20 protein-coding genes are annotated in these 23790 nt (G+C 41.2%); 8 read left to right on the forward strand and 12 right to left on the reverse strand.

The window, feature by feature from the left end; genetic code table 11:
- The first annotated feature begins 60 nt into the window (after positions 1-60).
- Positions 61-402, forward strand: coding sequence for a hypothetical protein (locus WHS63_RS04460; RefSeq protein WP_445202778.1), 342 nt, complete (start codon positions 61-63; stop codon positions 400-402).
- Positions 389-2065 (forward strand): nucleoside-triphosphatase, encoded by a 1677-nt coding sequence (locus WHS63_RS04465; protein WP_445204074.1) that lies wholly within the window; start codon positions 389-391, stop codon positions 2063-2065. Before WHS63_RS04460 ends, WHS63_RS04465 begins: the two co-directional genes overlap by 14 nt.
- On the opposite strand, the gene WHS63_RS04470 is transcribed toward WHS63_RS04465, so the two are convergent.
- From WHS63_RS04470 to WHS63_RS04490, 5 genes are all read right to left on the reverse strand, one after another.
- Positions 2027-4078 carry a cation:proton antiporter domain-containing protein gene (locus WHS63_RS04470; RefSeq protein WP_445204075.1) on the reverse strand — a complete coding sequence of 684 codons (2052 nt, stop codon included), beginning with the start codon at positions 4076-4078 and terminating at the stop codon, positions 2027-2029. The two genes, WHS63_RS04465 and WHS63_RS04470, sit on opposite strands and share 39 nt — an antisense overlap.
- Positions 4079-4168: 90 nt before the next feature.
- Positions 4169-4750: an indolepyruvate oxidoreductase subunit beta gene (locus tag WHS63_RS04475; protein ID WP_445198761.1), complete on the reverse strand. Its 582-nt coding sequence runs from the start codon at positions 4748-4750 to the stop codon at positions 4169-4171.
- A gap of 18 nt (positions 4751-4768) precedes the next feature.
- Positions 4769-6385 carry a thiamine pyrophosphate-dependent enzyme gene (locus WHS63_RS04480; RefSeq protein WP_445204076.1) on the reverse strand — a complete coding sequence of 539 codons (1617 nt, stop codon included), beginning with the start codon at positions 6383-6385 and terminating at the stop codon, positions 4769-4771.
- A 273-nt stretch (positions 6386-6658) separates the two neighbouring features.
- The gene (locus tag WHS63_RS04485; RefSeq protein WP_445201165.1) at positions 6659-7066 is read right to left on the reverse strand and encodes a secondary thiamine-phosphate synthase enzyme YjbQ; all 408 of its coding nucleotides are present in this window, start codon (positions 7064-7066) and stop codon (positions 6659-6661) included.
- Position 7067: 1 nt separating this feature from the next.
- Positions 7068-7493 (reverse strand): arsenate reductase/protein-tyrosine-phosphatase family protein, encoded by a 426-nt coding sequence (locus WHS63_RS04490; RefSeq protein ID WP_445200255.1) that lies wholly within the window; start codon positions 7491-7493, stop codon positions 7068-7070.
- A 121-nt stretch (positions 7494-7614) separates the two neighbouring features.
- Between WHS63_RS04490 and WHS63_RS04495 the strand changes: the two genes are divergently transcribed.
- Positions 7615-10071, forward strand: coding sequence for a TonB-dependent receptor (locus WHS63_RS04495; protein WP_445204077.1), 2457 nt, complete (start codon positions 7615-7617; stop codon positions 10069-10071).
- An 8-nt stretch (positions 10072-10079) separates the two neighbouring features.
- Here WHS63_RS04495 and WHS63_RS04500 read toward each other — a convergent pair whose 3' ends face one another.
- Positions 10080-10283 (reverse strand): hypothetical protein, encoded by a 204-nt coding sequence (locus WHS63_RS04500; RefSeq protein ID WP_369489847.1) that lies wholly within the window; start codon positions 10281-10283, stop codon positions 10080-10082.
- Between the two features lie 237 nt (positions 10284-10520).
- Here WHS63_RS04500 and WHS63_RS04505 point away from each other — a divergent pair, with 237 nt between their 5' ends.
- Together WHS63_RS04505 and WHS63_RS04510 are read left to right on the forward strand one after the other, a co-directional pair.
- A complete protein-coding gene (locus tag WHS63_RS04505; protein ID WP_445204078.1) occupies positions 10521-13004 on the forward strand; it encodes a response regulator in 2484 nt (827 codons plus the stop codon).
- Between the two features lie 54 nt (positions 13005-13058).
- Positions 13059-14840: an aminopeptidase P family protein gene (locus WHS63_RS04510; RefSeq protein WP_445204079.1), complete on the forward strand. Its 1782-nt coding sequence runs from the start codon at positions 13059-13061 to the stop codon at positions 14838-14840.
- A gap of 39 nt (positions 14841-14879) precedes the next feature.
- Here WHS63_RS04510 and WHS63_RS04515 read toward each other — a convergent pair whose 3' ends face one another.
- The 6 genes from WHS63_RS04515 to WHS63_RS04540 all read right to left on the reverse strand — a co-directional run bounded on the left by WHS63_RS04515 (position 14880) and on the right by WHS63_RS04540 (position 20384).
- Complete coding sequence (locus WHS63_RS04515; RefSeq protein WP_369489850.1) at positions 14880-15296, reverse strand: secondary thiamine-phosphate synthase enzyme YjbQ; 417 nt, start codon at positions 15294-15296, stop codon at positions 14880-14882.
- 2 nt (positions 15297-15298) lie between these two features.
- Entirely contained in the window at positions 15299-17032 is a 1734-nt protein-coding gene (locus tag WHS63_RS04520) for a phospho-sugar mutase (RefSeq protein ID WP_445204080.1), read from the reverse strand.
- Between the two features lie 21 nt (positions 17033-17053).
- Positions 17054-17911 carry a dTDP-4-dehydrorhamnose reductase gene (gene rfbD / locus WHS63_RS04525; RefSeq protein ID WP_445204081.1) on the reverse strand — a complete coding sequence of 286 codons (858 nt, stop codon included), beginning with the start codon at positions 17909-17911 and terminating at the stop codon, positions 17054-17056.
- A gap of 5 nt (positions 17912-17916) precedes the next feature.
- Positions 17917-18483, reverse strand: a complete 567-nt coding sequence (rfbC, locus tag WHS63_RS04530; RefSeq protein WP_445204082.1) for a dTDP-4-dehydrorhamnose 3,5-epimerase — start codon at positions 18481-18483, stop codon at positions 17917-17919.
- Between the two features lie 11 nt (positions 18484-18494).
- Entirely contained in the window at positions 18495-19373 is an 879-nt protein-coding gene (gene rfbA, locus WHS63_RS04535) for a glucose-1-phosphate thymidylyltransferase RfbA (RefSeq protein ID WP_445204083.1), read from the reverse strand.
- Between the two features lie 72 nt (positions 19374-19445).
- Entirely contained in the window at positions 19446-20384 is a 939-nt protein-coding gene (locus WHS63_RS04540; RefSeq protein WP_445204084.1) for a UDP-glucuronic acid decarboxylase family protein, read from the reverse strand.
- Positions 20385-20576: 192 nt separating this feature from the next.
- On the opposite strand from WHS63_RS04540, the gene rpsA reads away from it, so the two are divergent.
- Genes rpsA through WHS63_RS04555 form a run of 3 tightly spaced genes read left to right on the forward strand, consistent with a single transcriptional unit; the run spans position 20577 to position 23736 of the window.
- The gene (gene rpsA, locus WHS63_RS04545) at positions 20577-22406 is read left to right on the forward strand and encodes a 30S ribosomal protein S1 (protein WP_445204120.1); all 1830 of its coding nucleotides are present in this window, start codon (positions 20577-20579) and stop codon (positions 22404-22406) included.
- Between the two features lie 41 nt (positions 22407-22447).
- Positions 22448-22810 (forward strand): STAS domain-containing protein, encoded by a 363-nt coding sequence (locus WHS63_RS04550; protein WP_445204085.1) that lies wholly within the window; start codon positions 22448-22450, stop codon positions 22808-22810.
- Positions 22807-23736, forward strand: a complete 930-nt coding sequence (locus tag WHS63_RS04555) for a ribonuclease Z (RefSeq protein WP_445204086.1) — start codon at positions 22807-22809, stop codon at positions 23734-23736. Before WHS63_RS04550 ends, WHS63_RS04555 begins: the two co-directional genes overlap by 4 nt.
- Positions 23737-23790 lie beyond the last annotated feature (54 nt).

Below are 23790 nucleotides of genomic sequence, written 5' to 3' on the forward strand. Positions count from 1 at the left end.
TTAAATCATCAACTAATTTTTTTATTATTGCTGTCAATTTTGGTACCAATTTTTTAAGTAATGGGAAAAATCAGAATATCAGAGCGGAAGCTAATTCTTTTTACTGTTGGTTTGCTTATAGTGGCAGGAATAGTTCGATTGGGATTTTACAAAGTGGGAGTATGGCTATTCTACTTGGCATTTGTACCAATTATTTTGCATAGGTTGAGGTTTTATATTAGGAATGTTAAAAATTTACATAAGGTTGACAGGTATAGGCGCTTTACCTTGGGGTTTATCATTGCTACTATTATCCTAAACCTTTTAGGATTTCAAGATGTAGAGTTTGTATTGCTTTTTGTTCTGGCCATTGACTACTTGATTGTTGTACAAAATCCAAGAGTACCAGGTGGAAGGGAATAGCGTGGCATATAAGCTCAGCCCATTGTGGCAAAGGGCAATTATAGGTGGGAGTATTTGGGGTGCTCTGGAAATCACATTGGGTTCTGTACTTCACAACCTGATGGTTCCTATGGCTGCAGGAACATTACTTGCATCGCTTGGTGTATTAACCGTTTCTGCTATTTCGGCACCGGCAATCCAGAGAGGATTCTTCTGGCGGGCAGCGCTGATTTGTGCCTTACTTAAGTCAGTATCGCCTAGCGCGGTAATTCTACCTCCAATGGTGGGAATTGCACTTGAAGGGGTTCTTATGGAGTTAGGATTACTAATATTGGGCACAAATGTACTTGGACTTTTACTGGGTGGAGGTTTGGCTCTGCTCTCAATTCCGCTTTTTAAAGCTATTAGACTATACATGATTTACGGACAAGGCATTGTTGAATTTTTTAATAGCTTGTTAATCCAATTAACTGGAAGCGATAATGTAATTGTAACCAATTATTTGATTTATACCTTACTGATTATTTATTTGTCACTTGGTATCATTTCGGCATTGATTGGGTATAGCCTAGGGAAAAATAATTTGCCCATTGCTATGAATCCAATTGAAATTACAGTTTTTGCAAGAGTTGGCAATAATCTGAATTTCAGAACTTATTTACTATTGATAATCCATATAATTGTCCTTGTGTCATATCTTGCTTTTGCCTCAGTATTGCCTACTTGGTTTGCCATTTTGGGCGGTGGGTTATATTCAACCCTTGTTTTAACCTATTATGAAAGGCCCCGAAGAATGCTATTAAAGCCTATTTTTATATTGCCCGTTCTGGCATTTGCTTTTTTTATCCCATTAATCACAACCAAGTTAATCCTGGTTCCAATGTATGGCTCATATATTTTTGTTAGGGCAATCTTTGTTGTGGTAACATTAGCTGCAATTGGAACAGAGTTAGCCAAACCTTCCGTTAGTCAGCTTTTTAGTAGAGGATTTCTAAGTCCGGTTTACTATGCATCAAGCATGGCATTTAATGCCTTACCCATATACCTGGAAGCTTTTGAGAAATCCAAATTTACGGCTTCATCAATGCTTAAAAGTATTCAGGGTGTTATTAATAATTCGAGTTGGTGCGGTAATAGGCCTATATTTATCATTACAGGCGGTTTAGGTGAAGGAAAATCAACATATTTAGAAAATCTGCTGGAAATTTTTGGGAAGGAAAAAGGCTTGAGTTTTAAGGGATTTATTGCCAGGGGTATAGGTGCGCCACCGCTACGCGAGGGATATAATCTTTGGATTATACCAGATGGAACCGACTTGATGTTGTGCCGTAGGATTGGAACTTGTGGTTTGCCTAATAAGTCGTTCGAGTTTAACGATGGGGTTATAGGGCGGTTAACCACTGATTTGGCTGCTATTAATGCCGATGATATATTGGTTATTGATGAGGTTGGCCGAATGGAGCTGTATGGTGAGGTGTGGGCAGGGCTAATAGAACATCATCTTACTAAAACTAAGAATGTTTTGATACTAACAGTGAGGCGGGAAAACCTAATGCATGTTGTGGAAAGGTGGAACCTAACCGATGCCTACGTATTTGATATTAATAAGGTTGGTGTAACCGATGCTGCAAATAGCATTAAAAATTTAGTTCTCAGTTACCACGCGGCCAGTTCCCGAAAGTAATGAACGTGAATCAATAATTGATGTACCGTGGATGGCAGGGTAAACAATTACTACATTTTTATCGGAGATTATTTGGCTAGTGAATATCAGAGTGTTTTGGATATCGCTATTGTAAGCAATAGTTCCTTTGCGCGCAGATATTATAATTCCTAGAGCGTTACTATCAATACCTTTCAGGTGGTTAAAACCCTCCTCCCATTTCCTAATTTCCTTTACGGTTGGTTTTAGCTTGCTGAATGTAGGAGGAAGTTCTGCTATAACATTCTCGGTATGAATTTTATCAACAATGATGGTAACCTGTTGACGTGTTTTTTTAATAATCCTCTCAAGGCTTTTCATGTAGTTCTTAAAATCGGGGTCAAACTCAGCATTCCTAGGAATTAAAATATGCACTTGCGAAATTTGAGCAATTGATTGCTTAAGGCTGCAAATGTAAACGGGTTGTTTTACATCGGCTAAAACCCCTTCGAGTATTGTCCCAAAAATCCATCGGCGCGATGAAACGTATTTCCCCGACCACCCCATAATAATTTTAGAAGCAAGCATTTCCTTGGCGGCCCTCACTATGCCTGATGAAATGTTGACATCAACCCGAATAGCCCATTCGGTTTCTATTCCAAAGCTATGGCTAATATCTTCTGCTTTAGCTGCCAAGTAATTAACTTTAGGAATTTCATCATCGTCTTTTACTACCTTTAGTAAGGTGATGGGGGTCTTTTTTGTCTGATCGTTTACATATCCTGCAAACTCAATTAGGTACTCAATGTTTGCCGGATTTGCCACCGGAATCAATACTTTTTCAGTATCGTATGGTTTAAAACTTACAGCCGGGAAGGCTATGGCATAGTTCCTTGCAGCCCTTTCGGTTACCATTGCACTCACAACACACGAGGCAAAAATCACCACAATAGTGGCGTTCAACACATTAATATCCACAATGCCAATCTTGTAACCAACCAGAATAATTGCTATGGTAGCGGCCGCGTGAGCGGTGCTCAAACCAAAAATTAGTTGCCGATCGAGTGTTTTTAGCTTAAATATTTTTTGAGTGAGGTATGCCGCCAGCCATTTTGAGATTATGGCGAATGATATGAGAATTGCGGATAGCTCAAGCGATTCGTATCCGCTTACAAAAGCTTTTAGGTCAATTAGCATTCCAACGTAAAAAAGAAAGATAGGGATAAATAGGGCGTTTCCAATAAACTCGATACGGTTCATGAGCATGGCTGAGGGTGGAATTTGCCTGTTAAGTACTATTCCTGCCAGGAAGGCCCCTATTATGGGTTCAATTCCTAAAAACCGTGCAATTGCACTGGTAGTAAATACTGTTGCAAGAACAAAAACGTATTGAGCCATTTGGTCGGAGGAAAGGTTTCTCAGAAACCAGTGGGTAAACCGAGGAAGTAAAAGAATGATAAAAAGGACAAATGCCAGTATCTTGGGTATAAGCAGAAGGAATCCATTTAAACCGCTATTTGCTGATAACGATGTTATGATAACAAAAATGAGAAGAACTAGGGTATCGGTTATTATTGTTCCACCAATTGATATTTCAACCGGCAATGTTTTTGTGAGTCGAAGGCGCGAAACTATTGGGAATGAAATCATGGTTTGAGTTGAGAACATGCTTGCAATCAGGAGCGATGGCAAATAACCAAACCCCAGAAAATACTTGCAGATAGTAAAACCAAATAGGAAAGGAATTGTAAAGGTAAAAAGACCAAAAGTGATGTTCTTGCGTTGATTTTTTAAAAAACTTCCAACCTCTAATTCTAGTCCGGCCAAAAACATTAAATATATTAGTCCTACGTTTCCAAGTAGTTCAATACTTCTCTCCTTATCAAGAATGTTTAGTCCAGATGTTCCCAGTATCATGCCTGCAATAATAAGACCAATGATGCCAGGAAGTTTTAGCTTTGAAAAAACTAAAGGGACAATAAAAATCACCAAAAGGGTAATTCCAAATACTGTAATGGGTTCACTAATTGGGAGATGAAACCCTAAATTTTCCATTTGAAGTTGGATTAAATTTAGCGTAAAATACTAAAGGTTAATCTAAAAAAAAAGCCACCTGGAGGGTGGCTTTTAAATCAATCACTCAAATTATTTGTTTTTTTCGCTGAACTCACGCCCTAACCGGAGTGCCTTAAGGTTTAGCTGAACCACCTCGTCGCCTTTTCTACCAAAAAGCTGGCGTATTCCTTCTTCGATTTTTTCGAAAGGAATATCGAGGAATAGCGAGGCAGCGCCAAGCATTACTATGTTTGAAGCTTTTGTTGAGCCTGCTTCCTTAGCAATGGCATCGGCATCAATAGCAATGTGGTTCTTTACAGCTTTAATTTTAGATAGTATATCGTTGATATTGGGGTAATCGGGGATGTTGTTAAAGGGGGTAACATTGGTTACCAACCAGCCTGTTTGGGCCAAAAAGGGTAAATACCTGAGGCCCTCCATGGGCTCAACAGAAATAATCATATCGGCTTTGCCAGCCGGAATGAGGTCGGAGGCAATTGGCTTATCGGATATTCGAAGGTGCGACTGCACGTCGCCGCCACGTTGGCTCATACCGTGCACCTCGGATTGTTTGATGTAGAGATTGCTGTTTACGGCGGCAAGTCCAATGGCTGCTGCAATGGAAAGTATTCCCTGTCCGCCTACGCCTGCAAGTATTATGTCGTTTTTCATGATCGTAGTCGTTTTATGTTACTCATTAGTCTCTTTCTTCTCAGCCTTTTTGCGTCGGGCAAAGGTCTGGATACATTCACGCTGAGGAATAATAACCGAAACGCCATTGTAAGCCAGCTCTTCCTTAATGATTTTCACGTTCTCTTCGTGATTTTTCTTTAAGGGGGTTACAACCCTTATGTGGTCAGGGTGAACGCCAATTCCTTTACATATTTCAACTATTCGTCCGGTAGCCGAAGAATGCTGGCCTCCTGTCATTCCGGTTGTTGAGTTGTCAGAAATAATAACTGTGATGGGCGAGTTCTCTACAACAGCGTCCAAAAGGCCGGTCATTCCGCTATGTGTAAATGTTGAATCGCCAATAACAGCAACCGCTGGAACAAGACCTGCATCGGCAGCACCTTTAGCCATGGTAATGGAGGCTCCCATATCAACACAGGAGTTAATAGCATTGAATGGGGGCAGCGCACCCAGGGTGTAGCAACCAATATCGGAGAAAACCCTTCCCGTTCCGTATTCCTTTAGTGCCTCATTCAAATCCTCGTAAACATCCCTATGCCCACAACCCTGACAGAGTGATGGGGGGCGGTTTTTTACAACCTCGGGCACAGGCTCCCCCTCAGTAACCGTTAGCCCAAGGGCTTTGGCTACAATGTTGGGGTTAAGTTCGCCATCGCGGGGTAATGTTCCATCAAGTCGTCCGTGAATGGTTTTTCCAATGTTTAGGAAACCTTTTATCATTTCCTCAACAAGGGGATATCCTTCCTCAAGGATCAAAAGTTTACTGCAGCTATTATAGAGTTCAGTAACCTGTTTGCGAGGTATTGGGTATTGGCAAATTTTAAGAACCGGATATGGACATTTATGGTCTGGGAAATTCTCGATAAGGTAATTGTAGGCTATGCCAGTTGTTATTATACCTAAACTTTTATCGGTTCCCTCAATCATCTGGTTATAGGCCGATTTTTCAGACTCAAGTTCCATTGCAGTTTGGGAAACCAGTAGTTTTTTGTAGTTCTTGCGAGCAATGGAGGGAAGCAAAACAAACTGGCGTGGATCCGATGGCAGTCGGAGTTCATTTTGGGGTCTTGACTCGCGACGCTGCACCCCGGCTCTTGAGTGAGCCATGCGTGTAGTAATACGCATTAATACAGGAACGTTAAGCCTTTCGGATAGTTCAAATCCGAAATATGCCATATCGTAAGCCTCCTGTTGGTTCGATGGTTCCAGAATGGGAATCATTGAGAACTTACCGTAAAAGCGTGAATCCTGCTCATTCTGTGAGGAGTGCATCGATGGGTCATCGGCTGAAACCACAATTAGTCCACCGTTAACCCCGGTAATGGAGGCATTAATAAAAGCATCGGCGGCTACGTTAAGCCCAACATGCTTAAAACATACCATGGCCCTTTTACCGGCATACGACATACCGATGGCGGCCTCCATGGCAGTTTTCTCGTTAGCTGACCATTGCCTGTGAATATTCAATTCGGCTGCTTGCTTTGAGGCTTGCACGTATTCCATTATTTCGGTTGATGGGGTGCCAGGATAAGCGTATATCCCTGAAAGCCCTCCATCAATTGCACCTTGCGCTATCGCTTCGTCGCCTAATAGTAGTAACTTGTTGTTATTCATATTGTTATTGTGTTTCTTGTTGTTTTACTTGGGTTGAATTTCTAGTAGTAAAGCCTTAAGTGATAAAAAATAAACTTATAGACCGCCAAAACGCTTTAAAAAGCCAACATTCAATGCTACATTATGCAGGTAGTAAATAAAACTTACATCCATTAAACTTACAATTTGTAATTGATGCTGGTTAATCAATTTAATGTTGTTAGCAAAAATACAAAAAACAATAATTGCAATAAAGTAAAATGCTGAAAAATATAAAATATTGTAATTGAGTGTTTATTCAATAACTGTTGCAATAATTTTTCGACTCCCACCGTGTTTTCGGAACTCACAAAGGTATATTCCTTGCCAAGTTCCCAGGTTTAATCTTCCGTTAGTTATGGGTATAGATATCGATGTTCCTACAACTGTGGTTTTTATGTGTGCTGGCATATCGTCATCGCCTTCCAGGTCGTGATTAAAGTATGGCTCCATGGGGTAGTGCCTGTTAAAGAAAGCATTCAGGTCAGTTCTAACGCTGGGGTCTGCATTCTCATTGATGCTCAGTGCCGCTGATGTATGCTTAATGAATAGGTGAAGTAAACCTACCAGTGGTAGTTCAGGTAGCTGGTTTACTATTTCTGCAGTTACCAGATGAAAACCTTGGGGGTAAGGTCTAAGCACTATTTCTATCTGTTTTATCATACTACATCAACCTTTTAATGTGTTGGTGAATGAAATCGAAAGCCCAGTTCTCAATGTCATCTCTCAGAGTATCGTAGGCTTTACGGGTAAGCGAATCGTCACTCTTAGCAGCTTTAGGGCTGTCGAAATGAAATACATATAGGTTTTTATATTGCAGATTACTGCTTGCAGTTTTTGCCACCTTATTATCCAAAACCAAAACAATGTCGAATTCCTTGTCGGTAAGCGAGTTAAGGCTTTTGGGTTGATGCTTGGTTATATCAATTACAGCATCCATCATGCTTTGAGCTGCGTTAAGGTCAAGTTGTGTAGGTTCAATTCCTGCGCTGGTTACATTTGCTGCACCACGAGCATAGTATTTAAACCAACCTTCGGCCATGGCCGAACGGCAGGCGTTGTTCTGCGAAACTATAAGTATTTCCTTCATCCTTTTTCAGTTATGATTTTCCGAGAATAACAAAAAACACAATAAAGGTAAAGATTTTGAGTTTATGGTTTACGATGTTTGGTTCGATTACTACCTTTGGGGTTAAATTTCCAATGGCTAAATGAGCGTAAAACCGCCATATTACATCTTTCAATGTGTTTTGGTGATATTTATCACCGGTTTTGCGTCGCTACATGCTCAGGAGCGAAGGGTGAAGATATCTGGCATTGTTAAGGATACGCTTAATATGCCTATACCCTCGGCAAGCGTTATTATTGTAGGAAGTTCTTTAGGTGTTTCAACCGACGATGAGGGGCGCTTCTCAATCACAGTAACCGATATTGATACAATATCTATTAGGTTTTCGTGCCTGGGATACCAAACACAGGAAATGAATGTTAAAGCTGAAAGGGGTAAGTTCCTTGAGGTAATTTTAAAACCATCGGAAGAGCATATTGAAGGGGTTTACGTTCGTTCGCAGCAACGGAAGGTGGGAAACATTGAGCGCATTGGAATTGATGGATTAAAAACGTCCCCGAATGTGTCGGGCGGGTTGGAGTCACTGGTAAAGCTTTTGCCCGGAGTTTCATCGTCCAATGAGCTGAGCTCACAGTATAGTGTAAGAGGAGGGAATTTTGATGAAAATTTGGTTTACGTTAACGATGTTGAGGTTTACAGGCCTTTCCTGATTCGCTCAGCTCAGCAGGAGGGTTTAAGTTTCATAAACCCCGATATGGTTGGGGCGGTTGAGTTCTCATCGGGTGGGTTTACGGCTGAATTTGGCGATAAGATGTCGTCGGTGCTTAATGTGCGTTACCGTGAGCCAAAGGCGAATGCGTTAAGGGTCAGTGCCGGTTTGCTGGGTGCTTCGGCAACTCTGGAAGGAGTTGCCAATGGCAACTCGCTTACCTATATGTCAGGGGTGCGCTATAAGACATCGCGTTATATACTCAACTCACTGGAAACCAAAGGCGATTATACTCCTTCGTTCTTCGATTGGCAAGGCATAGCTGACTATAAACTCTCCGAGAGGATTACCATTGGGCTGTTGGGCAATGTGGCCATAAACCGTTTCGACTTTCAGCCAAGGGTACGTGAAACCCGTTTTGGTGTTTTTAACAACACCCTTCAGCTAAAAATATACTACGATGGCCAAGAGAAAGACAGGTATTTATCGTCAATGGCTGCCTTAATTACTACAATTAGGGTAACTCCCAATTTTAATGTCAAGGTAATTGGGTCATCATATTACTCAAACGAACGGGAAACATACGATTTGCTTGGACAGTATTTCCTGAATGAGCTCGATAACTCCATGGGATCAAAAACTTATGGCGATAGCCTGATAAATGTTGGGATTGGAGGATTTCTGGATCATGCCCGTAACCATATCAACCTTAAAGTTCAAAGCTTAAACCTGCTTGGCGATATGTGGTTCGGGAAAAGCCTAATTAAATTGGGGGTGCAGTTGCAGCGCGAAGTTTTAAGTGATGAGCTCCTGGAGTGGGGATTGGTTGATTCATCGGGATACGCTATACCCTACACAGGCTCACAGGTTGGGCTTGATAGATTTTTTGGGGCAGCCTCAACAATTGAGTCGTACCGCGCATTAGGGTTTGTTCAGGCCGATTTACATTTTAACGTTGGAAATTGGCAGTATAGAACTAATATAGGATTCAGGGTAAGCCACTGGAGTTTTAACAAGGAAATTCTTTTTAGCCCCCGCTTAGCACTCAGCTTTAATCATTCAAACTATAGAAGTTTACAGTATCACCTTTCGTATGGGTATTACTATCAACCTCCCTTTTATAGGGAGATTCGTTTGGCTAGCGGTGAGCTAAATAGGAACATCAAAGCGCAACAATCCATTCATGCACTTGCAGGAGCCGAGTATTACTTTACAGCTTGGAGCCGACCATTCCGAATGAGCCTAGAGTTCTATAATAAGTGGCTAAACCGTTTAATTCCATACTCAGTTGATAACGTTCGTTTACGCTACTCCGGCGAAAACCTGGCAAGGGGATACGCACGAGGAGCCGACCTAAAGATAAATGGTGAGCTGGTTTCCGGAGCCGAATCGTGGCTCAGCCTTTCGATTCTCAAAACAAAGGAGGATAATCTTTACGACTCATATACCGATGAAGGTGGGAATACGGTTTACCCCGGATACTATTTCCGCCCTACCGATCAAACCTTTTCCGTTAGTTTATTTTTGCAGGATTACCTGCCTGGCGATAAAAGCTTTAGGGTTAACCTTACCGGGGTATACGGCAGTGGCCTGCCAATGTTGGATAGCTCCGTTCCTGATCAAAAAAGCTTTAGGATGCCATCGTACAAGAGGATTGATGTTGGATTCACAAAATCCTTTATTGACAATGGGAAACGACTGGTGGGTAATTTAAAAATTGCTAACCTCTCAGTAGGGGTCGATATTTTTAATCTTTTCAACTTTAACAATACGGTTTCCTATTTATGGGTGCAGACTGTAGCCAACCAGGAGGGTAACTCCTATCGGTTTGCCGTGCCCAACTATCTAACTTCGCGCAGAGTTAATGTTAGGTTTCAAATGAATTTTTAGCAATACCTCTAGAATAAACGGGGGTAATCCTGATCGAATTTGTTTAAAATTTTTGAGATGATTGCCTCACGCAGGAACTTTGACTTGTTCCTTACCTTATACCGCTTGCAGTAGTGGTTAATGGCTTCTAACTCGCTGGTGTTAAACAGTATCTCTTTTCTATGAACCCGTTTTAGCTTTTCGGTATTGAACCCTCTACGTCGGCTATTCATCGGTTAAATGACTTTTTTGCAAATAAACCAACTTTTTTCATCGGTTTTCATTATTGGTTCATACAGTTATCAAAAAGTTTTTAACAACTGCTATATGTAAACCTCTTTAATACTTTAGCTTGTAGCAAATTAGTTCCTTTTTGCCATTTAACTTACACTGATCTATTTTGATTATTACCCAAAACGTTTTAAATTTAGGATTTATTAACATAACCTTAGTCATTATAACCATACGTTATGCTGCAGAACCATAACAATAACCTTGGCTTAGGCTATCCTTTTAACGTTAGGCATTTTCTGTCGAACCTAAACCGATACTATAAAGCAGGATTTTGGTTTTGGGATTCAAACACCAATAGAATTCATTTTGGGAAAAAGTTTGTTAATGCTTTGGGCTTTAAGGAATCCGATAATGATAACATTCCCCTTGATGAATTTTTCAAATTAGTTCATAGAGATGATAAAAAGTCCCTGGAAAAATCGTTCCAGAGGTTAAGACATAATTCTGCCTTACACCAGGAGATGGATTTTAGATTAAAGATTCGTGAGGAGTGGCAGCATAAGAGGATTTTTGCATTTGCAGTTAAGGATAACCCCGATGCAAGCAGTTACTACATTATTGGACAGTTCAGAAATGTTGACCCGGTCAAGAGTGATACAAATACCCATGATGAGTCCATTACATTCGAACGTTTTGCCAACCTACTACATAAGCATCAGCTTGCTTTGCTTGAGATTGATTTGGATGGCACCGTTGTGAACTGGAACAAAAGTACCACAAGGCTTTTTCAGTTCGATTCATCGAATACACAATCAGTTTCGCTTAGGGAAGGCTTTGCCGATGATACCTGGAAAAAATTTCAGGAGTGGTTGCTTAGTGGTTCAGGGAAGCCTTTTACCTCAATCTATAGAAATATCAGTGGAAACGAGTTTAATCTAAGCTGGTCAAAACTTGCCGATATTCCTCAAGATAAAAAAAGATTTATAGTAGCAGCACGCGATATTAGTCAGCTTGTTGAGTTTCAAAACCAAATCAAAAGACATGATTTTCAGAATGAGGTAATATCATCGTTCTTCTCTCAGATTAAAGGGCAAACAACACCCGATGAGATTTTCCTACTGCTTGGCCAAACCATTGAAAAGGCTTTCCCTAAATCAATATCCATAGTTTTTTCCTACAGTGCCGACGATAGCTTTGTTACGCTGGAATCAATTTTTGGGGTAAAGACCAAAGCGTGGGATACTTTTATTGTTGAGCTGGGTTGGAACCCGGTTGGCCGTAGGCTTTTTATTGAAAAGGAGAAACTTGCCACCTTAATTTCGGCCAACGTACAGGAGAACATTATTCTCTTCAATGAGTTGCTTGATGGCATAGTATCGGCAACAACCTTTAAAGTATTTGAGCGAACCTTTAAGATAGGCAAGAACTACATTTCCGGGATTGTTAAGGACGACAAACTGTATGGTGGAATCATACTATTTCAAACATCCGATTCTGAACCGATTGATACACAATTCTTGAATAGAATATCGATAGTAGCCTCAACGGTTATCGATATGAGTAAAGCGAATCTGGATTCATGCCAAATGGTTGATGGGTTAAAAAAACAGCTTGCCGAGAAGTATGAGCTATTAACATACATTAATCACAGCATTAGAACCCCGCTTAACTCTATAATTGGGTTTAGCAGTATGCTCGATTTAACTGAGTTAGATAAGTCGCTGCAAACCGAATACCTTAGAATTATTCAAAACCAAAGCAAATCGCTGTTGGACCTCACCAATGAATTACAGGATTTTGTCAGAATTAGTACTGGGGCGCTCACAGTTATTAAAACCAAGCAAAATGTAAATGACTTTTTTCATGAGCTAAAAGCAAATATCGATTTTCGATTGGGGTTGCTGGAACTCTACAACATAAAGGTTAACTATACAATTCCTGAAAATACTGATTTTCTTGAACTCTACATTGATTCCGGGCGTTTAAATCAGGCACTAAGCATCTATTTCATTCAATTCATAAAATTCATTCAAACCGGAAGCCTAAATATTGGATATTCAATTGAGGATGATAAGATTAAGATTTTTATTCATGAAGGGGATTCATCAATTGACTCAAAAATACGAACATTATTTACTGATGACTTAAAAGCCTTGCTAAACGGCACCTATAGCCATTCTTCCCATTTCAACATATTGTTGGCCAACAGGCTTTTAACCTTACTTGAGGGTGAGGTGGAGATACTCAACGACGGCAAGTTAAAACTTGAGGTGAAATTTGGTTTAATTGCTAACGAGACCCAGCCCCAAGCCGATGAACTAAGCGAGGAACAGGCCATAAAGAGAGTTGAATTCAAGAATAGTGTAGTTCTAATTGTTGAAGATGAAGAGATTAACTATTTAATCCTAAACGAACTTCTGACGGCATGGGGGGTGTCAACCATTTGGGCTAAAAATGGTAGAGAAGCAGTAGATTTAGTCAGTTCGCTTAATCAAGGTATTAACCTCATCCTTATGGATATTAGGATGCCAGTAATGGATGGTTATGCAGCAACTATGGAAATAAAACAAGTTAATTCTGCTATTCCTGTTGTGGCCCAAACAGCCTTCTCGGCGCCACAGGAGCGTTTAAAAGCTCAGGCAGCTGGATGTAATGGTTACATCACAAAACCCATCGACCCCAACATTTTACACCATGTTCTTGAAATGTATTTAGCCTGAATCATTGCAATAAGCTATTTTTGTAACCCATTCCGAGTTTAACATTAAAAAGATATGACTTTAACCATTCAGGAGAGATTAAGTCTACTCCGAAAGCAAATGAAAAAGGCCGATGTAGATGCCTACATTGTCCACCATAGCGATCCACATCTTAGTGAGTATATTCCAGACTACTGGAAGGAACGCGAATGGCTGTCGGGGTTTACAGGTTCTGCTGGCACCTTAGTGGTTACCCAGAAAAACGCTGCCCTGTGGACTGACTCAAGGTATTTTATCCAAGCCGAAATGCAGCTAAGTGGTACTGGCATAGAGCTGTGTAAAATTGGTATGCCCGAAACGCCTGACATTCAATCGTGGTTGGCTCTTAACCTTAAGCAAAACTCAATAGTTGCTTGCAATGGACTGCTTATCTCACTCTCGAATCAAAGAACCCTAAGCGAGAACTTAAAAGCAAAAAAGTTCAAGGTAAGGTTCGATACCGATTTAGTGAGTAAAATTTGGGACGATAGACCTCCCATACCTCAGCAAAAAGTTTTTGTTCATACTGCTGAATTCGCCAAGGTTTCCGTACAGGAGAAACTGGGAAGAATAAGGAAAGAGCTACTGGTACGAAATGCTACAGCATACCTGATGTGCGCACTCGATGAGATATGCTGGACTTTTAATATTAGGGGTGCCGATATTTCGTACAATCCTGTTTTTCTTGCATATGCAATTGTTGACGATGATAAAGCAACGCTATATGTTGATGAAAACAAGCTAACCGATGAGGTTATACAATTCCTTGCCAATGAGCAGGTATCGGTAAAACCTTACAGTAAAATATTCGACAAGTTAGCAAAGCTTAAAAAGAAGGATGTACTGGTATTAGACCCTGCCAAGGTTAACTTCTCAATTTACTCTGCAATACCAGGTAATACTAAAGTTATTGAAACAACTGGTTTGGCAACCCAAATTAAGGCCCGAAAACAACCTGTTGAGGTTGAGGGTATTAACGATGCAATGGTGCAGGATGGAATTGCCATGGTTGAGTTCCTATACTGGTTGGAGCAGAATGTTAAATCGGGCAAGGTAACTGAGATTACTGTTGCCGAAAAGTTACTGGAATTTAGGAGCAAACGCAAGAATTTTATCTGTGAGAGTTTTGGGAGTATTGTAGGATACGCCGATCATGGGGCTATAGTGCATTATAGCGCAACCCCTCAAACTAGCTACACCATCAAACCTGAAGGTTTCCTATTGGTTGATTCCGGTGGACAATACTTAAATGGCACTACCGATATTACCCGCACCATTCACCTTGGTAACCCAACCCCTCAGGAGAAGCGTGATTTCACGCTTGTTTTGCAGGGTATGGTAAGGCTTTCATTGGCAAAGTTTCCTAAGGGTACTAGGGGTTCACAGCTCGATACTTATGCCCGAATGGCTTTATGGAGTCAGGGGCTAAACTATGGGCACGGAACAGGGCATGGTGTTGGATACTTCTTGAATGTGCATGAGGGACCGCAACAGATAAGACCGGAAAATCATCTTCCCATTGAGCCCGGTATGGTTATGTCCAATGAACCCGGATTATACCGACCCAATGCCTATGGCATTAGAATTGAAAACCTGATTGTTTGCGTTGAGGATGAAACAAACGACTTTGGTTCATTCCTACGTTTCGATACCCTTACCCTTTGCCCAATTGATACCAAAGCCATTGACCTTGATATGCTAACCGTTCAGGAGCGAGAGTGGTTAAACCATTACCATCAGTTGGTTTACTTTAAGCTGTCGCCACACCTGACAGCAGAGCATGAAAAATGGCTAAAGGAAATTACTAAACCCTTATAGGAAAATAAAGAAGGCTGTCATTTACTGACAGCCTTTTAACTATTCACCAATAATCTTAACCAGAACCCTTTTTCGGCGTTTGCCATCGAATTCACCGTAGAAAATTTGTTCCCAGGGACCAAAATCGAGTTTGCCATTGGTAACAGCAACAACCACTTCACGTCCCATAATGGTTCGTTTTAGGTGTGCATCGGCATTATCCTCAAACCCGTTGTGTTTGTACTGTGAGTAAGGTTTTTCGGGTGCAAGCTTTTCGAGCCATACTTCAAAATCGTGGTGCAATCCACTTTCGTCGTCGTTGATGAACACGCTCGATGTAATGTGCATGGCGTTTACCAGGCATAGTCCTTCCTTAATTCCGCTCTCGGCAAGGCAAACTTCAACATCGCGTGTAATGTTGATATACTCACGCCGATTCCGTGTCTCGAACCATAGTTCTTTGCGATACGATTTCATTGCTATTTAAGGTTAAACTCTGCTACAATAGTTTCAATTTTTTTGTCGAGTTTTGCCAATGCCGTGTCAATATCATCGTTTGCAGCCATAGTACCTTTAACACCTATGTAGAATTTTATTTTGGGTTCAGTCCCCGATGGGCGAACCGATACTTTGGTGCCATCGGCAGTGATGAACTGCATTACATCGGATTTTGGCTGGTTTGTATGCTTTTCCTTTCCGGTATGAACATCAACGAAAATTTGATTTTGGTAGTCGATAATGGAAGTTACCTTTGAACCACCAATGGTTTGTGGGGGTTTACTACGAAAAGCATCCATCATGGCTTTAATCTCTGCTAAGCCATCTATTCCCTTACGGGTAAGTGAGATCAAATGCTCTTTGTACAGGCCATATTCCCTGTAAATATCGCTCAAAATATCGTACAGGGTTTTGTTCTGGCTTTTAGCCCAAGCTGCAATCTCGGCGAACACGGCGCAGCTGATTACCGCATCTTTATCGCGGACAAAATCGCCATACAGGTAACCGTAGCTCTCCTCGCCACCGGCGATGAATTTCTTTACCCCTTCAAATTCACGAATCTTTTCGGCAATATATTTGAATCCGGTGAGCACCTCGTAGCAATCAACCCCAAATCCATGAGCGATGGAACTAATTAGGTCAGTGGTTACAATTGTTTTAACCACAAACTCATTACCGGTAATGCGGTTATGTTCATGCCACTTTTTGAGAATATAGTAGATAAGAATTGATGCGGCTTGATTACCGTTAAGCAGGGTAAACTCGCCGTTTGGCTTTCGAATCCCAATTCCAACACGGTCGGCATCGGGGTCGGTGGCCATGGCAATCTCAGCATTTGTTTTAATTGCTTTGTCAATTGCCATTTGCATAGTAGCACGTTCCTCGGGGTTTGGCGATGCTACTGTTGGAAAATTACCATCAACCACGCATTGCTCATCAACGGTGATAATATTTTTAAAGCCAAATTTGCGAAGTGCCATGGGTACAAGGTTTACACCTGTTCCGTGAATTGGGGTGTAAACAATAGGCATATCGCTATACTTTTCGATGATATCGGGCGAAAGTGAAAGCGTAGAAAGTGTATTCAGGTAAATCTCATCTAACTCCCTTCCAATTTTGACAATTAGGTTATCGTTCCCTTTAAAGTTAACCTGCTCAATGCTTGAAATAGCCTTAACTTCACTGATTATTCCCTTGTCGTGGGGTGGAACAATTTGACCACCATCTTCCCAGTAAACCTTATAGCCGTTGTATTCCTTTGGATTGTGCGATGCAGTTACAACAATACCACACTGGCACTTGAACGTTCTGATTGCGAAGCTAAGTTCTGGTGTTGGTCTAAGGGCGTCGAACAGGTAAACCTTTATGCCATTGGCACTTAGAACCTGCGCTGCCACATTGGCGAATAGGGTGCTGTTGTTCCGGGAGTCGTGTGCAATGGCGGCCCGTATTTCAGGTAGATGTTTAAAGTTATTTTTCAGGTAGTTACATAAGCCCTGGGTGGCCATGCCAACAGTATATATGTTCATTCTATTTGTGCCAACGCCCATAATTCCACGTAAACCGCCTGTACCAAACTCCAAATCGCAGTAAAACGATTCGGTTAACTCCTTGGGGTCTTGCTCAATCATCTGGGCAACCCTTGCTCTGGTTTCCTCATCAAAAGGTGGATTAAGCCATTGCTTGGCTTTTTCCATTATTTCCTTTTCAACCATATTGTAGTATTTTTTAGTGTTTTACTTTAAGTATTCCTGTAAGCATTTTACTAAGCTTTGCCTCCAGTGTGGGATTTCCATTTCCAGCAAGTTAGTAATTTTTTGCTTATTCAACACGCTATACTGGGGTCGAATTGCTTTAGTGGGGTAGTCACTGGTTGTAATGGGGGTTATTTTTGTGGTAAGCCCAGCCTGTTTGATGATTTCGTAAGCAAAATCGTACCAGCTGCAAACTCCCTGGTTGGAAAAATGGAAGATTTCCGGTGCGAATAACCTCTCGGGTGACTCAGCGATTCGTAGAATTGCATATGCAAGATCGTTGGCAAGGGTAGGGGTTCCTGTTTGGTCAAAAACCACTCTAAGCTCAGGACGTTCCTTTCCGTATTTAAGCATGGTTTTCATGAAGTTGTTACCGTAAGCCGAGTATAACCACGATGTCCTAATTACCATTGTGTTGCCCAATGCCATAGACCTTAGTTCCCCCTCAAGCTTACTTTTTCCGTAAACCGATAGTGGGTTAACCCTATCGGTTTCAACGTAGGGGACATTGGATTTACCATCAAAAACATAGTCGGTTGAAATATGTATCAGCTTAACACCCATTAATTTGCATTGTTCGGCGAGGTTTGCGGGTGCATCGGCATTCAGGGCAAATGCATTGTCTACTTCATCCTCGGCCTTATCTACTGCCGTATAGGCTGCACAGTTCACAACAACATTAGGTGCATACTTTTTAAGTGCCAGCTGAACCGATTCCTTGCTACAGATATCGGTTTCTTCTATATCGGTATAAAAAATAGCTAATTCTGGAAAAATACTTGATTCCTTTTTAATGGCAGTTCCTAGCTGACCGTTTGCTCCGGTTACAAGAATTTTCATGGTAGTTAGTAGATTGAACCAAAAACAAAGTTTAGCTCGGCATCCTTCATTGCCGGGTGAACATTATCCTTAGCCGATACAACGGCTTGCTCCATTGGGATTTTCCAATCAATTCCAATTTCAGGATCGTTGTACCGAATTCCCCTATCAGCCTCAGGGTTATAGTATTGATCGCATTTGTAGCTAACTATAGCAAAATCGCTTAGAACGGTAAAGCCGTGTGCAAAACCCTTTGGAATCAGCAGTTGATATTTATTATCATCGGAGAGTTCAACACCAACATATTGCCCAAATGTGGGGGAATTCTTTCTGATATCAACCGCCACATCAAATATTCTACCGGCAACAACCCTAACCAGTTTGGTTTGTGAGTAGGGCGAAAGTTGATAATGCAGACCACGTATTACATTTTTTCTTGAGTACGATTCGTTATCCTGAACAAAATTGATTTCAATTCCCATTTTTTTGAAGGCATCTACATTGTAACTTTCGAAAAAATAACCCCTGTGGTCAGTAAAAACCTTAGGTTTAATAATCACCACATCGGGAATTTGGGTTGGCTCAATAGTCATACTGAAATATTTTAAAGGTAAACTTTTTCGTTTGCAATTCTGTAAAGGTATTGCCCGTACTGGTTGTTTGCCAGGGCTTCGGCGAGTTTTAGCAGTTGTTCCTTTGAAATAAATCCATTTCGGTAAGCAATTTCTTCGAGGCAAGCAACCTTAAGACCCTGTCTGTCCTCAATGGTTTGAATAAAGTTTGATGCCTGAAGCAAGCTTTCATGGGTTCCGGTATCGAGCCAGGCCATACCTCGACCCATTATTTTAAGGTTTAGCCTACCCTCATTTAGGTAAAGCCTGTTCAGATCGGTAATTTCTAGCTCACCCCTTTTGGAAGGTTTAAGCGATTTTGCCTTTTCTACCACATCGTTGCTGTAGAAGTAAAGCCCTGTAACAGCAAAGTTCGATTTGGGATTTTCGGGCTTTTCCTCTATGCTTATTACTTTTCCTGATTCATCAAACTCAGCAACACCATACCGATGCGGATCTTTAACGTAGTAGCCAAAAACTATAGCACCATCGTTCAACTTGGCGCTTTCCTTAAGCAGTTCGCTAAGATTTCCTCCGTAAAATATATTATCGCCCAATACAAGGCAAACGCTATCGGTACCAATAAAGCCCTCACCAATAATAAAGGCTTGAGCCAAACCATCGGGCGATGGTTGAATGGCATACTGGATATTTAATCCCAATTGCGAGCCATCGCCAAAAAGATCTTGGTATAGGTGTATATCTTTTGGTGTAGAAATAATGAGTATATCCTTAATCTGTGCCAGCATAAGCACCGATAAGGGGTAGTAAATCATTGGTTTATCGTAAATAGGGATGATTTGCTTTGAAATGCTTTTGGTTATTGGGTATAACCGTGTTCCGGCTCCTCCCGCTAAAATTATTCCTTTCATGTTTTTTTTACTTTTCAACTTTAAAAAAATTACACAAAAATAGGCTTTAGCATCAGTTTCACAAAATCTTAATTACAGCTGTTGCTTGAAATATTCAATGGTTTTTGTTAATCCATCATCAATACTCATCTTTGGCGTCCACTTTGGAAGGATTTTTCGGGCAAATTCCATATCGGGCTTACGTTGCTTTGGGTCGTCAACAGTGGCAGCTTTGTAGACTATTTCCGATTTGCTCCCTGTTAGCGCAACTATTTTTTTAGCTAGGTCAATTATTGTATACTCCTCAGGGTTACCTATGTTTATTGGGCCAGTAACATTTTCAGGGGTGTTCATCAACATAATCAGAGCATCAACTAAATCATCAATGTACATAAAGCTACGGGTTTGAGAGCCATCGCCGTATATGGTTATGTTTTGGTTGGTTAGGGCCTGAACGGTAAAATTAGATATAACTCTGCCGTCGGATAAACTCATCCTTGGGCCGTAGGTGTTGAAAATACGAGCAATCTTGATATTAACGCCATTTTGCATATGGTAATTTACAAACAGGGTTTCGGCGCAGCGTTTGCCCTCATCGTAACAGGCCCTTGGCCCAATGGGGTTTACATTGCCCCAGTAATGCTCAGGTTGGGGGTGTATCTCAGGGTCGCCGTAAACCTCGCTGGTTGATGCCTGTAATATTTTGGCTTTTACCCTTTTTGCAAGCCCCAGCATGTTAATTGCACCCATTACCGATGTCTTAATGGTTTTAATGGGGTTTTGCTGGTAGTATATTGGCGAGGCGGGGCAGGCCAGGTTGTAAATTTCGTCAACCTCGGCATAGTAAGGAACGGTAACATCGTGCCTAACCAACTCAAAGTATGGGTTAGTTAGCAAATGCACAATATTTTGCTTATTTCCGCTGAAGTAGTTGTCGAGGCAAATTACTTCGTTACCCTCGGAAAGCAACCGTTCACAAAGGTGGGAGCCAATAAAGCCTGCTCCCCCCGTAACCAGTACTCGTTTTCGCATGTTCAATAGCATTTACTTTACCAAAAGTAGGTAATTTCGGCCATATTTGATACAAATCACACAAACTTGTTGATATACATTTCAAAATAATTGGGTAAATTTGATTTTATTTTAGAAAGTTATGTATTTTTGCAAGTTGAATTTTATCTACAAATAATGTCTAACAAATTAACAATCTGAAAGTTAATGACAATGAATGACGAAATGGCCAAAGAGGCTTTAAAGAATCAAAGTGCTGGAATACCCGATTTTGATTGGACTTCTTACGCAGATGATCATGCCTACGATCAAAACCAGCGCAAAGAACTTGAAAAAGTTTACGATCAAACCCTATCAACCGTAGCCGAGAATGAGGTGGTTGAAGGTACTGTAGTTGCTATTACAAAACGTGAAGTTTTTGTAAACATCGGCTACAAATCCGAAGGCGTAATAAGCATCAACGAATTCCGTTACAACCCCGATTTGAAGGTTGGCGACAAGGTTGAAGTTTATGTAGAAAGCTCCGAGGATAAAAAAGGTCAGCTTGTGCTCTCGCACAAAAAAGCTCGTGTAATGCGTTCATGGGAACGTGTTAATGAGGCCTTTGACAAAAATGAAATTATTAAGGGTTACATCAAGTGCCGTACTAAGGGCGGTATGATTGTGGATGTATTCGGTATTGAGGCATTCCTTCCCGGTTCACAAATTGATGTTAAACCTATCCGCGACTACGACGTATTTGTAGGAAAGGTAATGGAGTTCAAGGTTGTAAAAATCAACCACGAGTACAAGAACGTTGTTGTATCGCATAAAGCGCTTATTGAGGAAGAACTCGAACAGCAAAAGAAAGATATTATTGCTAAACTCGAAAAGGGTCAGGTTCTTGAAGGAACCGTTAAAAATATTACCAGCTATGGTGTATTCATCGACCTTGGCGGCGTAGACGGACTTATTCACATCACTGACCTTTCCTGGGGCCGTGTTAACCACCCCGAAGAGGTTGTGCAGCTTGACCAGAAGCTGAACGTGGTAATTCTCGATTTTGACGACGATAAGAAACGTATTGCACTTGGTCTCAAGCAGCTCACTGCTCATCCTTGGGATTCGCTCGATGCAAACCTTAAAGTTGGCGACAAGGTTAAAGGTAAAGTTGTTGTTATTGCCGACTATGGTGCATTCGTTGAGATTGCCCCTGGTGTTGAGGGTTTAATTCACGTTTCTGAAATGTCGTGGAGTCAGCACCTACGCAGTGCTCAGGAGTTCCTGAAAGTAGGCGATGAGGTTGAAGCTGTTATCCTAACTCTCGATCGTGAAGAGCGCAAGATGTCGCTTGGTATCAAACAGCTCAAACCAGATCCATGGACAAGCATTGAAGAGAAGTACCCTGTTAACTCAAAGCACAAGGCAAAAGTTCGCAATTTCACTACTTTTGGAGTGTTTGTTGAGTTAGAGGAAGGTGTTGATGGCTTAATCCACATTTCTGACCTTAGCTGGACTAAAAAGATTAAGCATCCTGCTGAATTCACCAACATTGGCGATGAAATTGAGGTGGTTGTTCTTGAAATCGACAAGGAAAACCGTCGCTTAAGTCTTGGTCACAAACAGCTTGAGGAAAACCCATGGGATGTTTTTGAGACCATTTTCACCGTTGACTCCGTTCATGAAGGTACAATAGTTGAAATTTTCGACAAAGGCGCTGTAATTGCCTTACCATACGGTGTTGAAGGTTTCGCTACTCCTAAACATTTGGTAAAGGAAGATGGTTCAACTGCTAAGGTTGACGAGAAATTAGCCTTTAAGGTTCTGGAATTCAACAAGAGCGCTAAACGCATAATCGTTTCGCATAGCCGTACTTTTGAGGATGAGAAGAAGGTTGAAGAGAAGGCAGAAAAAAAATCTAAGGCCTCTTCCGCACAAAAAGTTGTAAAAAAGTTGAATTCTAACATAGAAAAGACTACCTTAGGGGATATTTCTGAGCTGCAAGCTCTGAAGTCGGAACTCGAGGCAAATCAGAAAAAATCTGATACCAAGAGCGAAGAGTAATAATTGAGTTGCGAAAGTTTAACCATTTAATCCTGAAAGAAATGGAATTCAAAATTCAGAAATTCGAGAAGTTCACCCAGATTGAGGTGCTTGAAGAAAAACTTGATACCAATATTGCACCCAGTTTAAAATCTGAGTTGGTTTTAATCTCAGGCAATGGTGAGCGTAACATTGTACTCGATCTGAGCAGTTGTCGATACTGCGATTCTTCAGGGTTAAGTGCTATTCTGGTTGCAAACAGGCTCTGTAAAAATGCCGGTGGAACTTTTGTGCTTACCGGACTTACCGATGCCGTTGAACGTTTAATTACCATTTCGCAACTCGATACAGTGCTTAATATTGCCTATTCAAAGGATGAGGCATTGCAAATAATTGAGAAAGCCGAAAACGAAGCTAAAAAGTGACGTTTTCAGTTACCATACTGGGTAGTAGTTCTGCATTACCTACATCTAAACGTTTCCCATCCGCTCATGTGCTCAATGTACATGAGCGGTTGTTTTTAATTGATTGCGGCGAGGGAACCCAAATACAGCTTCGCAGGTTTAAACTCCCAATGAACCGCATCAACCATATCTTTCTTACCCATTCACATGGCGACCATGTGCTGGGCATTTTCGGGTTAATATCAACCTTCAATCTTTTAGGGCGCAAGTCCGATATACATGTTTACGGCGTAGCCGATTTTGAGGAGATATTCTATAAGAATATCGACTACTTTACTGACCAAATGTCATTTAAGGTCATTTACCACGTTGTTGATCCCTTTAAGGTTGAAACAATTTATTCCGATAAGCATGTAGTTGTAACAACCTTGCCCTTGCGGCATAGGGTTCCAACGGTGGGGTATTTGTTCCGCGAGGCCCCACGACCCCTGAATATACGTAAGGAGCTAATTGCAAAGTACAACCTTTCACTCGCAGAGATTGTTAAAATAAAAAATGGTTCGGACTATACTTTAAACGATGGAACTGTTATTCCAAATGCTGAGTTGACCTATATTTCATCGTTACCCCGGTCCTATGCCTACTGCTCCGATACGCTTTACAGCGAAAGGCTAGTTGGATTGGTGAAAAATGTTGACCTACTTTACCACGAGGCTACCTTTTTACACTCGGAATTACGATTAGCCCGGTTAACCGGTCATAGTACCGCACAGCAGGCAGCAACAGTTGCCTTAAAGGCAGGCGTAGGGAAATTGCTAATTGGGCACTTCTCATCGCGGTACAAGAATGAAAAGGATTTGCAAAGGGAGGCACAGGAAATATTCCCAGCAACAGAAGTTGTAAACGACGGCCTCACCTTTTCGGTTAAACCAAAATCAACCTATTAATCAATTATTTGAGCTATTTAATCATAAATATTAAAACCGAAAAGCAAATCGGCC

Origin of the sequence: Tenuifilum sp. (genome assembly GCF_037481895.1) — a bacterium.
Taxonomy (GTDB): Bacteria; Bacteroidota; Bacteroidia; order Bacteroidales; family Tenuifilaceae; genus Tenuifilum; species Tenuifilum osseticum.

Excerpts from the sequence above, each read along its gene's own strand:
- WHS63_RS04460 (WP_445202778.1), top strand. The coding sequence starts at position 61 with ATGGGAAAAATCAGAATATCAGAGCGGAAGCTAATTCTTTTTACTGTT.
- WHS63_RS04505 (WP_445204078.1), top strand. The coding sequence starts at position 10,521 with ATGCTGCAGAACCATAACAATAACCTTGGCTTAGGCTATCCTTTTAAC.
- rpsA (WP_445204120.1), top strand. The coding sequence starts at position 20,577 with ATGAATGACGAAATGGCCAAAGAGGCTTTAAAGAATCAAAGTGCTGGA.
- WHS63_RS04520 (WP_445204080.1), bottom strand. The coding sequence starts at position 17,032 with ATGGTTGAAAAGGAAATAATGGAAAAAGCCAAGCAATGGCTTAATCCA.
- WHS63_RS04495 (WP_445204077.1), top strand. The coding sequence starts at position 7,615 with ATGAGCGTAAAACCGCCATATTACATCTTTCAATGTGTTTTGGTGATA.
- WHS63_RS04550 (WP_445204085.1), top strand. The coding sequence starts at position 22,448 with ATGGAATTCAAAATTCAGAAATTCGAGAAGTTCACCCAGATTGAGGTG.
- WHS63_RS04500 (WP_369489847.1), bottom strand. The coding sequence starts at position 10,283 with ATGAATAGCCGACGTAGAGGGTTCAATACCGAAAAGCTAAAACGGGTT.
- rfbD (WP_445204081.1), bottom strand. The coding sequence starts at position 17,911 with ATGAAAATTCTTGTAACCGGAGCAAACGGTCAGCTAGGAACTGCCATT.
- WHS63_RS04540 (WP_445204084.1), bottom strand. The coding sequence starts at position 20,384 with ATGCGAAAACGAGTACTGGTTACGGGGGGAGCAGGCTTTATTGGCTCC.
- WHS63_RS04490 (WP_445200255.1), bottom strand. The coding sequence starts at position 7,493 with ATGAAGGAAATACTTATAGTTTCGCAGAACAACGCCTGCCGTTCGGCC.
- WHS63_RS04485 (WP_445201165.1), bottom strand. The coding sequence starts at position 7,066 with ATGATAAAACAGATAGAAATAGTGCTTAGACCTTACCCCCAAGGTTTT.
- WHS63_RS04470 (WP_445204075.1), bottom strand. The coding sequence starts at position 4,078 with ATGGAAAATTTAGGGTTTCATCTCCCAATTAGTGAACCCATTACAGTA.
- rfbA (WP_445204083.1), bottom strand. The coding sequence starts at position 19,373 with ATGAAAGGAATAATTTTAGCGGGAGGAGCCGGAACACGGTTATACCCA.
- WHS63_RS04510 (WP_445204079.1), top strand. The coding sequence starts at position 13,059 with ATGACTTTAACCATTCAGGAGAGATTAAGTCTACTCCGAAAGCAAATG.
- WHS63_RS04475 (WP_445198761.1), bottom strand. The coding sequence starts at position 4,750 with ATGAAAAACGACATAATACTTGCAGGCGTAGGCGGACAGGGAATACTT.
- WHS63_RS04515 (WP_369489850.1), bottom strand. The coding sequence starts at position 15,296 with ATGAAATCGTATCGCAAAGAACTATGGTTCGAGACACGGAATCGGCGT.
- rfbC (WP_445204082.1), bottom strand. The coding sequence starts at position 18,483 with ATGACTATTGAGCCAACCCAAATTCCCGATGTGGTGATTATTAAACCT.
- WHS63_RS04480 (WP_445204076.1), bottom strand. The coding sequence starts at position 6,385 with ATGAATAACAACAAGTTACTACTATTAGGCGACGAAGCGATAGCGCAA.